Source organism: Orenia sp. (assembly GCF_055140805.1).
On sequence record NZ_JBSQYM010000166.1, the window covers coordinates 1 to 10,335 of the forward strand.

The following is a 10,335-nucleotide window of genomic DNA, read 5'->3' on the forward strand; positions in this document are numbered from 1 at the left end:
TTTTACTTCAGTGTATAGTTGATAATTGACAGTTGATAGTTAAGTTCAAAACCATTTAAATATAGGTTTTTAGTCCTTTAACTATCCACTATACACTATACACTATCAACTATCAACTCAAAAGTGCCATTTTATCTCTATATTATATTAGTTTCTCTATTAGCACAAGGTGTAATGTTTAGTTTAATGATTAATTAGTTGTTCTTGATAAGGGGAGGTAATAGTTTTGAGTAGTTTAAAGTTGTTTTGGAGTTATATGAAAGGTAATAGATTATTGTATATTGGAGCATTAGCTAGTGTAGCTTTAGCCACCTTCTTTTCAATTCTCAATCCACTGGTATTGAGGGTAACGATAGATTCTATCATTGGTGATAAGCCTTTAGATGTCCCTCAACTAATAGGTAGAGTTATAGAAGATTTTGGTGGTAAAGAAGTTTTAGTAGAGAATTTATGGATTGTTGGGGTAATAATGGTTGGCTTGACCCTATTACAGGGGATATTCTTATATTTTAAAGGCAAATGGGCTGCTATAGCGGCAGAATCAATTGCTAAGAATACAAGAGAGAGATTATATGATCATTTGCAGCATCTACCTTATGAATATCATACTAAGGCTGAGACTGGTGATTTAATTCAGCGCTGTACTTCTGATGTAGATACTGTTCGTCGCTTTTTGGCAGTACAATTTGTAGAGGTTGGTCGTGCTATTTTTATGATGGGCTTTGTAGCTATTATTATGTTCTCTTTAGATATCAAGCTAACCCTAGTAGCTATTGGAGTGGTGCCTATTATTTTAGCTTTCTCTTATTTCTTTTATAAAGAGGTTAAGAAGTCTTTTAAAGAGGCTGATGAGGCTGAAGGAAGGATGTCTACTGTATTACAGGAGAACTTAACAGGGGTTAGAGTAGTTAGAGCTTTTGCTAGGCAGAGCTATGAGGTAGATAAATTTGATAAGGAAAGTTCAGGTTACCGAGCTAAATGTTATCGTGTATTACGATTATTGGCTTGGTTCTGGTCAGTATCTGATTTCTTATGTATGCTTCAGATTGGAATTGTATTGATCTTTGGTTCTTACTGGGCCTTTGAAGGTAGTATAACCTTAGGAACTCTGGTTGTATTTGTAACCTATGAAGGAATGTTGTTATGGCCAGTTCGTCAGCTAGGGCGTATTTTAACAGATATGGGTAAGACCTTAGTTGCTTTAGGGCGGATTCAAGAAGTTTTAGATGAAGTTAGAGAAGAAGAGAATGATAGTGACTTTAAGCCAGTACTTAAAGGAAATATTAAATTTGAAAAGGTCTATTTCGAATATGAAGAGGGCAAAGGAGTACTTAAAGATATCTCCTTTGAGGTCAATAAAGGAGAAACTATAGCAATCTTAGGAGCAACTGGTTCTGGAAAGAGTTCTTTGGTCCATCTCTTGGCTAGATTATATGATTATCAACAGGGTTCAATTAAGATAGATGGTTATGAAATTAAGGATATAAATAAAAAGTGGCTAAGAAGACATATCGGTCTTGTTTTACAAGAGCCTTTTCTCTTTGCTAAATCTATTAAAGAGAATATCGGATTGGCTAGAAATGATGTTAGAGATACAGAGATCTTTGAAGCTGCTAACAATGCAGCTATCCATGATGTTATTCTCGATTTTGAAAAAGGTTATGATACTGTAGTAGGAGAGCGGGGAGTCTCTCTATCAGGTGGTCAGAAACAGCGGGTGGCTATTGCTAGAACTCTCATTAGAGACTGTCCAATCTTAATCTTTGATGATTCCTTAAGTGCAGTTGATACAGAAACTGATGCTACTATTCGTCAGGAGTTAAAAGAGAAAAAAGAGAAGACTACAACCTTTATTATCTCCCACCGAATCAATACCTTAGCAGAAGCTGATAAGATCTTGGTAATAGATGATGGTAAGATTGTAGAAGCAGGAACTCATCAAGATTTAATTAATAAAGAGGGAATGTATAAGAGAGTTTGGGAGATTCAAAATTCTTTAGAGCAAGAAATGGAGGTTGGCTAAGTTGGCAGAGTTTAGAGAGGAAGATTATAATAAAGAGTTTGATTTTGGCTTATGGAAGAAGCTTATTCATTATCTCAAACCATTGAAGAAAGAAGTATTGATTTTGGCTATTGTAATGATTGGAGTTGGAGGAATCGATGCAATCTTTCCTTTGATGACCAAATATGCAGTCGATAAATTTGTTGTTGCTAGTAATATTGATGGTCTATTAAAGTTTAGTTTAGCCTATGGCGTGTTAGTAATTGTGCAGGCTATTAATGTTTGGCTATTGATAGATTATGCTGGTAGAATAGAGACTACAATGAGTTATGATATTAGAAAGGCTGGCTTTCAAAGGTTACAGGAGTTATCCTTCTCTTATTATGATAAGACAGCAGTAGGATGGTTGATGGCAAGAATGACCTCTGATGTTAAAAGGTTGGGTGAAGTTATCTCTTGGGGCTTTGTAGATTCAGTTTGGGGAATGACGATGATGCTAACAACTATGGTGATAATGTTCTATTTGAATTGGAAATTAGCCCTGATTACCTTATCGGTTGTACCAGTTTTAGCGGTTTTGAGTATCTATTTTCAGAAGAAGATATTAAAAGCCTATCGTAAGGTAAGAAAGATTAACTCAACAATTACAGGGGCTTTTAATGAAGGTATTATGGGAGCTAAGACTACTAAGGCCTTGGTTAGAGAGGAAGAAAACTTAAAGGAATTTGAAGCTAAGACAGCTAAGATGAGAGAATCATCAGTTAAAGCAGCTATCTTTTCTGCCTTATATCTGCCAGTGGTATTGACTTTGGGAAGTATAGGAACTAGCTTTGCTTTAGTTTTTGGAGGTAAGGATGTCCTCTTGACTACTATCAGCTATGGAACCTTAGTTGCTTTTATCTCTTATACAGTTCACTTTTTCGAACCAATTAGCCAATTAGCACGAGTCTTTGCTGAGTTGCAATCGGCTCAAGCATCAGCCGAAAGGACTTTGTCAATGATAGAGACTGAACCTGAGATTCAAGATAGTCAAGATGTTATTGAAATTTATGGTGATATCTTTAATCCTAAGTCTGAGAATTGGCCAGAGCTTAAAGGAGATATTACCTTTAAAAATGTATCCTTCGCTTATGAAGATGGTGAACGGATTTTAGAGGATTTTAATTTAGAGATCAAGGCTGGGGAGACTATCGCATTAGTAGGTGAAACTGGCTCTGGTAAGAGTACCCTTGTTAATTTAGCCTGTAGGTTCTATGAGCCAATAGCAGGAGAAATATTGATTGATGGAGTAGATTATAAGAGAAGGTCTCAACTCTGGTTACATTCTAATATAGGCTATGTACTGCAAACACCTCATCTCTTTAGTGGAACGATTAAAGAGAATATTCGTTATGGTAATTTAGAGGTAAGTGACTTGGATATAATCAGAGCAGCTAAGTTGGTCAATGCCCATCAGTTTATTAAGAAGCTAGAGCAAGGTTATGATACTAAAATAGGTGAAGGTGGAGGCAGTTTATCTACTGGAGAGAAGCAATTAATCTCCTTTGCTAGAGCAGTACTAGCAGATCCTAAGATATTTGTACTTGATGAGGCTACCTCTTCTATAGATACTGAGATGGAGCAGATCATCCAAGAGGCTATTGATAAGTTATTAAAAGGAAGAACTAACTTCATTATTGCTCACAGGTTATCGACTATTCGTTCTGCTGATAGAATTTTGGTACTTAGAGATGGTGAGATAATCGAAGCGGGTAATCACCAAGAGTTATTAAGAACTAAGGGATATTATTATAAGCTTTATACCAATCAATTTATGAAGGAAGAGATTGTTTAGAATTTAAAGATATAATCATCCAACTTTAAATTTAAAGTTGGATGACTATATAAGGAGGTGAAAAGATGAAATTAACTTTAACTGTAATGGCAGAAGAATTGGCAGTATCCCGTTTGGATGAGAGTAGTGAAATACCTAGCTGGGCATTAGCCAGTGAATTCTTTTCAATTACCAGAACTGGGGATGAATTATCAATAGTCTCTTTAAAGGAGGATGTACCAGTAGGGGTAAAGAGTGAAGCGGGCTGGAGAGCTTTAAAGGTGGAAGGTCCTTTAGATTTTTCAATGGTAGGTGTTTTGGCTTCCTTGGCATCACCTTTGGCTAAAGAGGGGATAAGTATCTTTGTGATTTCAACTTATGACACCGATTATATTTTGGTGAAGAAGGAAGATTTGAGAGAAGCTATTAGGGTTTTAAGTAAAGAGAACATAATTAAGAATTAGGATTTAAGAGGGAGAAGAGTATGAGATTAAATAAAATTCATCACATTCCTTTTTATTTTGGTGGTTGGGTAGTTAGGGGTCAGCTATTTAGGGTTTAACCAAACTATCAAACCACCTAGCTACCTAATGCCAAAAATGTCCTCTTATCCTTCAATTCTATCAGCTTTTCTATTAACAGGAATATATTACAATATCACTAACTCTTTTCCATATAGCTTCTCAAAGCCTTTACTAGTATTTAAAGCATCATTTATCTCTAATGTCACATCTTCTTTGGAAATAGTTTTGATAATAAAAGTATCATCTTTTAAATTACATTCGATATTCTCCACTAAGCTATTCATATTCCTATCTAAACTCTCTGCAATTTCGACTAATATCCCAAATTTACGAATTATCTCTTTATCATCACCTTTTCTATTAATAATATCGGTAAATTGTGATCGGTTTAAATTATATTTTCTCAAATCATACTTGTCATGGCGATGGGAGGCTGAAATATAAGCACTAATCAGTAATTCCCGATGGGATAACCCATTTATTCCAGAGTTAAGAATCATATAAAAGGAATGCTCATGATGATCATAATAATTGATACTTTTTCCTATATCATGGAGCAGAGTAGCAGTCTTTAAAATTTTATCAACATCTCCCTCAAATTGATTTTCATCAAGTTTGAATAAAGGACTTAACCCTTGATATAATTTTTGGGATAACTTATGTATATGTTCTGCATGTTTCTTATTTAAATTTAGATTATTGATAATATTATTTATAGAAAAGTCCAATACATTGGGAGTAGGCTCTTTATCTTCATAGAGATAATTATAGATTAATCCCTCTCTAATCCCTTTACCACTAATAAGTAACTCCTCAAGGTTACAGAAGCTCATCAAGGTTGTTACAGCAGCAACAGCCCCAATAAAGATATCTGCTCTTTTTTTAGATAGTCCACTAATCTTCTTTCTTTCCTTTAAATCCTTATCTTTAATTAATTCATAGATACTATCAACAATAGCTTCATCCATTTGATAATAATGGAGGATATCTAAAGGGTAATCATTATCTCTTTGATCTATTTTAGCAATATTTCTAATAGTTCCACCAACTCCAATTAAAGATTTACAATCTATATCCTTTAGCCAAGAAACTTCATTAAATGAAGTTGTTAGAAATTCGATTAGATTTTCTTCATCTTTCTTATCAATACTATCATAGAGATTGAACTTTTGGGTTAAATCTAAAGAACCAAAGGGCAAACTGACACACTCTTTTACTTTTCTATCTTTCATCCAGATTAGCTCTATACTTCCACCACCAATATCCATAATCAAGCCACTATCTTTATCGATACTATTAACAACTGCCCAATAGTCGTAATAGCCTTCTTCTTCTCCTGACAATACCTGTACGTCAATTCCTATCTCTTTATTTATTCTTGTTAAAAACTCTGCTTGATTATCAGCTTTACGTACAGCAGCTGTTGCTACAGCTATAATTTCTTTGGTATTGGTAGCATCACATAAATTTTTAAACATTTTTAAAGTTTGAATAGCAACTTTGATTCGATCTTCTTGTAGCATATTATTCTTTTCCATTCCTTGTCCTAACCTAACGGTCTCTTTTAACTCATCAATTATTTTAAAAGAGTTATTCTTTTTAATCTCTGCTAAGACTAATTTGATAGAATTTGATCCAATATCAATAATTGCAATTATCTGATCACACTGATTTCAAGTATAAATAAGGAATATGTTATAATACTGTAAAAAGATAGATTTTTATGTTGAGAATTAGCTTTTAATTTCTTTTATCTCCGATAATCAAATATAGATATCCAAGTATAAAGAGTGTAATAGAAGCTTAAAGATCAAAAACTAAAGATTAGCAACAAATTAACACGAATTAAAGAGTAAAAAAAGATGAATTTATTTTTCAAATCTTTTGGTTTTATTTGTGTAAATTCACCTGAGTTAAAAATATAACCCACCATGAGATTTTAGTTTTAGCAGTTTCTCATAGGGCGAGGGAGGTTTGTTGCTGAAAGTTATCGTTTAAGGTTTTTGGTTAATAAATTAGAGGTGTTAAATTGGTAAGATTTAGGTTTTTATAACCTTAATTTATCCGACTTCTAATTATTATGTTTTCTATAATTTCGATTATAAATAATTAAAGATTAATCAGATTTATTTGGGAGGAATTGATATGAGCAAAAAAGCTGCTGTTATTTATATTGGCTCTAGTGCATTATATTTAAAGATAGGGGAGAAGAGAGCAGATAAGATGAAAATCTTAGAATCCCTTGAATATCCACTAAACTTAGGTCATGATACCTTTAAAAAAGATAAGATAAGCTTTGAAAAGGTAGATGAAACCTGTAGAGTAATTAAAGGTTTTTTGAAATTAACTAATGAGTATAGAATAGAGAATATCAAGACAGTAGCTACCACTGCCATCAGGGAGGCCAAAAATAGAGACTATATCTTAGATCAGATTAAGGTCAAGACTGGATTGCAGGTAGAAGTATTAGATGATTCTGAAGAGAAGATACATATTTATAAAGGAATGTGTAAAAAGTTAAATAAATTAGGACTAAATGAAGAACAAGCATTGATGTGTTATATTGGAACAGGAAGATTAGGTGTGTCATTATACTCTAAGGGCAATATCAAATATAATCAAAATATTCGGATAGGTTCTTTAAAATTAAGCGAGATATTAGGTAAAATTCAAGAAAAAACCGATAAATTTTATCTAGTTTTAGAAGAATATTTAAGGAGCTTTACTTATATGTTACAGAAGAATTTTCCTGTAATGAACATTTCTCATTTTGTTGTTTGTGGAAAAGAGATAGAGATGACAGCTGACTTATGTGAGGTAGAGAAAAATAAAGATTCATGTTATATTCCTAAAGATAAATTTCAAGATTTTTATGATCAAATTAAAGATAAGACTCCAATTCAACTCCTTAATATGTACAACCTATCTCCAGAAAAATCAGAGATTTTATTGCCCGCTATGGCTATTTATAAGACAGTCTTTAATTTTACTCAAGCTGAGAGGATTATAGCCCCTTTTGTATTTTTAGTAGATGTGTTATTAAATGATATTCTATATTCAGAAGAGAGTATAAAGTGGAATGATATCTTTATTGAGAATACAATCATTTCAGCTCAGAGTATCGGTGAAAAGTATTATTATAATCAGAAGCATGCTGAGGTTGTAACAGGCTTTACTTTGAAGATATTTGATGGGATTAAAGCCATCCATGGTTTGGGGGATAGGGAGAGATTATTATTACAGATAGCAGCTATTTTACATGATGTAGGTAAATATATCAGCCTTAAAAGACATTATTACCATTCTTATGATATTATTAATGCTTCTAGTATATTAGGGTTAAACAATAAAGAGATAGAGATTGTAGCAAATGTAGCAAGATATCATAGTAAAAAATCACCTAATAATAGTGATATCAATTATAGACAATTATCTACTGAAGAAAAAGTGCTAATAGCTAAGCTAGCAGCTATTTTACAGTTAGGTGATTCCTTAGATAGGAGTCATATTAAGAAGTTTGAAGACCTAAAGGTCAATTTAGAGTCTAAGAAGTTAGAGATTATTGGTTATAGCAATGAGAATACTTTATTAGAGGCTTGGACCTTTGAACAGAAGTCAGAACTTTTTAAGGAAGTATTTGGAATAAAAGCTGAATTTATTAAAAAGAGGGTGAAATAATGGATTATAGTGATTCTAAATATTATCTAAGTAAACAGTTTGGTTGGTTGGAATTTAATAATCGTGTCTTAGAAGAGGCTCAAGATGAGAGGACACCTTTATTGGAAAGATTAAAGTTTTTAGCAATAACTGCATCTAATTTGGATGAGTTTGTGATGGTTACAGTAGCTAGATTAAAAGATCAAATAGAATCTGGTTATAATAAGAAGGACAAAGCAGGCTTTAGACCAACGGAGTTATTTAGAGGTCTTTCTAATAGAATGCATCAGATGGTTAGAGAACAGTATAATTGCTTAGAGTATGTATTAGATATCTTAGAAGAAGAGGATATTAATTTTGTTGAGTATAAAGATTTAGCTAAAAAACAGAAGGGGTTTTTAGATAATTACTTCCATGATAATATCCATCCTGTACTAACACCAATGGCTATTGACCAGAGTAGACCCTTTCCTTTAATCTTAAATAAGAGTTTAAATTTAGTAGTACGCTTGACTAGTTCTCCAGAATCGAATACCCTCTCTCCTAATAAAGATGGTCAAGGGCTATTTTCAATGGTTAGAGTACCTTCTATTTTACCTAGGATTATAGAGATACCTGAATCTGCTGATAATAAACGGAATTTTATCTTTATGGAGGAGGTAATTAAAGAGTATTTGAACAAGCTATTTTTTGGATATACAGTAGAAGCTGTAGGAGCGTTTAGGATTACTAGAAATGCTGAGGTAACCCTTGATGAAGAGGCACAAAATTTATTAGTGGAAATGGAGCGTTATGTTAAAAGAAGGAAGTGGGGCTTTCCTGTTAGGTTAGAGATAGAGCAAGGAATAGATCGGCAATTAAAAGATTTCTTGGTTTATTCTCTTGATTTAAATAGGGAGGATGTCTATGAAGTTGCAGGACCTATTGATTTAACTACATTTATGGACTTTAGTGGTCTAGATGGGTTCGATCATCTTAGATATGAACCACTATTACCTCAACCAGCTCGAGATTTTTATAATAATGAAGAGAGTATCTTTGATTTGATTAAAGAAAAGGACTTGTTAGTTCATCATCCTTATGAAAGCTTTGACCCTGTAATTAGATTGGTGCAAGAGGCTGCTGAAGATTCAGAGGTATTGGCTATTAAGCAGACTCTTTATCGAGTTAGTGGAGATTCTCCGATTATAGAAGCGTTAGCTCAAGCAGCTGAAAATGGAAAGCAGGTTACAGTATTGGTAGAATTAAAGGCCAGATTTGATGAGGAGAATAATATAGAGTGGGCTAAGAAGCTAGAAAAGTCAGGTTGCCATGTTGTTTATGGGTTGGTTGGTTTAAAGGTGCACTCTAAATTATTGTTAATAGTTAGAGATGAAGAGGATGGTATCAGAAGATATGTCCATATGAGTACAGGAAATTATAATGATAAGACTGCTAAATTATATACTGATACTGGAATGTTTACAGCTAAAGAGACCTTTGGTTCTGATGTCTCAGCTATGTTTAATCTATTAACAGGTTATTCTTCAGCACCTCAATGGAAGAAGCTAGCGGTAGCTCCTCTAAATTTACGGGATACCTTTGTTAATTTGATTAGAAATGAGGTTGATCAGGTAAGCTCAGGTAAGGAAGGTCATATTATTGCTAAGATGAACTCTCTGGTTGATTCTGGAATAATTAAGGAGTTATACAAGGCCTCTTCAGCAGGAGTCAAAATAGATTTGATAGTAAGGGGAATGTGCTGTTTAAAGCCTGGAATTGAAGGTGTTAGTGAGAATATTAGAGTGATTAGTATAGTTGGACGTCTGTTAGAGCATAGTCGTATCTTTTATTTTAGTAATGGTGCTAACCCTAGAATCTTTATGTCTAGTGCTGACTGGAGACCTAGAAATCTAGATAGAAGGGTTGAAGCTCTATTTCCAGTAGAGGATGATGATTTGAAGAATAGAGTTATTAATCTTCTAGATATTACTCTAAGAGACAATGTAAAGGCACGGGAACAGCAATCTGATGGAAGTTATGAGCGTGTAGACAGAGAAGGAAAGGAGCTAGAATCTCAGCTTGAATTTCATCGATTAGCCAAGAAAGCCATCAAAAAGATGGATAGCAAGAAGGTAATAGCGTTGTTCAAGCAGACTTCAGCACTAGATACTAATATACATTAATATAAATAGAATTATCTAAGGGTTCACCGACTGTGGTGAACCTTTTTTATATTATTTTTTTAATTTTAATGTCTGTTAATGGGGATATTGCGACACTTTAAGTTTTAGCTACGGGTTTTAACCCGTAGTGTAACATATCACCATCACCACAGGTTGAAACCTGTGGCTAGTAAA

General features: G+C 33.5%; 6 protein-coding genes. 5 read left to right on the forward strand and 1 reads right to left on the reverse strand.

Features of this window, described 5'->3' with window-relative positions; genetic code table 11:
* Positions 1-226 precede the first annotated feature (226 nt).
* From ACTCDL_RS13410 to ACTCDL_RS13420, 3 genes are all read left to right on the forward strand, one after another.
* Positions 227-2,023, forward strand: a complete 1,797-nt coding sequence (locus ACTCDL_RS13410; RefSeq protein WP_463177755.1) for an ABC transporter ATP-binding protein — start codon at positions 227-229, stop codon at positions 2,021-2,023.
* A gap of 1 nt (position 2,024) precedes the next feature.
* Positions 2,025-3,836, forward strand: a complete 1,812-nt coding sequence (locus tag ACTCDL_RS13415; protein ID WP_463177758.1) for an ABC transporter ATP-binding protein — start codon at positions 2,025-2,027, stop codon at positions 3,834-3,836.
* Between the two features lie 65 nt (positions 3,837-3,901).
* A complete protein-coding gene (locus ACTCDL_RS13420) occupies positions 3,902-4,279 on the forward strand; it encodes an ACT domain-containing protein (protein ID WP_463177761.1) in 378 nt (125 codons plus the stop codon).
* A 185-nt stretch (positions 4,280-4,464) separates the two neighbouring features.
* On the opposite strand, the gene ppx is transcribed toward ACTCDL_RS13420, so the two are convergent.
* Positions 4,465-5,997: an exopolyphosphatase gene (gene ppx / locus ACTCDL_RS13425; protein WP_463177773.1), complete on the reverse strand. Its 1,533-nt coding sequence runs from the start codon at positions 5,995-5,997 to the stop codon at positions 4,465-4,467.
* 487 nt (positions 5,998-6,484) lie between these two features.
* On the opposite strand from ppx, the gene ACTCDL_RS13430 reads away from it, so the two are divergent.
* Positions 6,485-8,017, forward strand: coding sequence for a Ppx/GppA phosphatase family protein (locus tag ACTCDL_RS13430; RefSeq protein ID WP_463177766.1), 1,533 nt, complete (start codon positions 6,485-6,487; stop codon positions 8,015-8,017).
* Positions 8,017-10,161 carry an RNA degradosome polyphosphate kinase gene (locus ACTCDL_RS13435; protein ID WP_463177770.1) on the forward strand — a complete coding sequence of 715 codons (2,145 nt, stop codon included), beginning with the start codon at positions 8,017-8,019 and terminating at the stop codon, positions 10,159-10,161. The genes ACTCDL_RS13430 and ACTCDL_RS13435 overlap by 1 nt, the downstream gene beginning before the upstream one ends.
* The last annotated feature ends 174 nt before the right edge of the window (positions 10,162-10,335 follow it).

What these genes read in the sequence shown, in the direction of transcription:
- ACTCDL_RS13420 (WP_463177761.1), top strand. Translation starts at nt 3,902, where the DNA reads ATGAAATTAACTTTAACTGTAATGGCAGAAGAATTGGCAGTATCCCGT.
- ACTCDL_RS13430 (WP_463177766.1), top strand. Translation starts at nt 6,485, where the DNA reads ATGAGCAAAAAAGCTGCTGTTATTTATATTGGCTCTAGTGCATTATAT.
- ACTCDL_RS13435 (WP_463177770.1), top strand. Translation starts at nt 8,017, where the DNA reads ATGGATTATAGTGATTCTAAATATTATCTAAGTAAACAGTTTGGTTGG.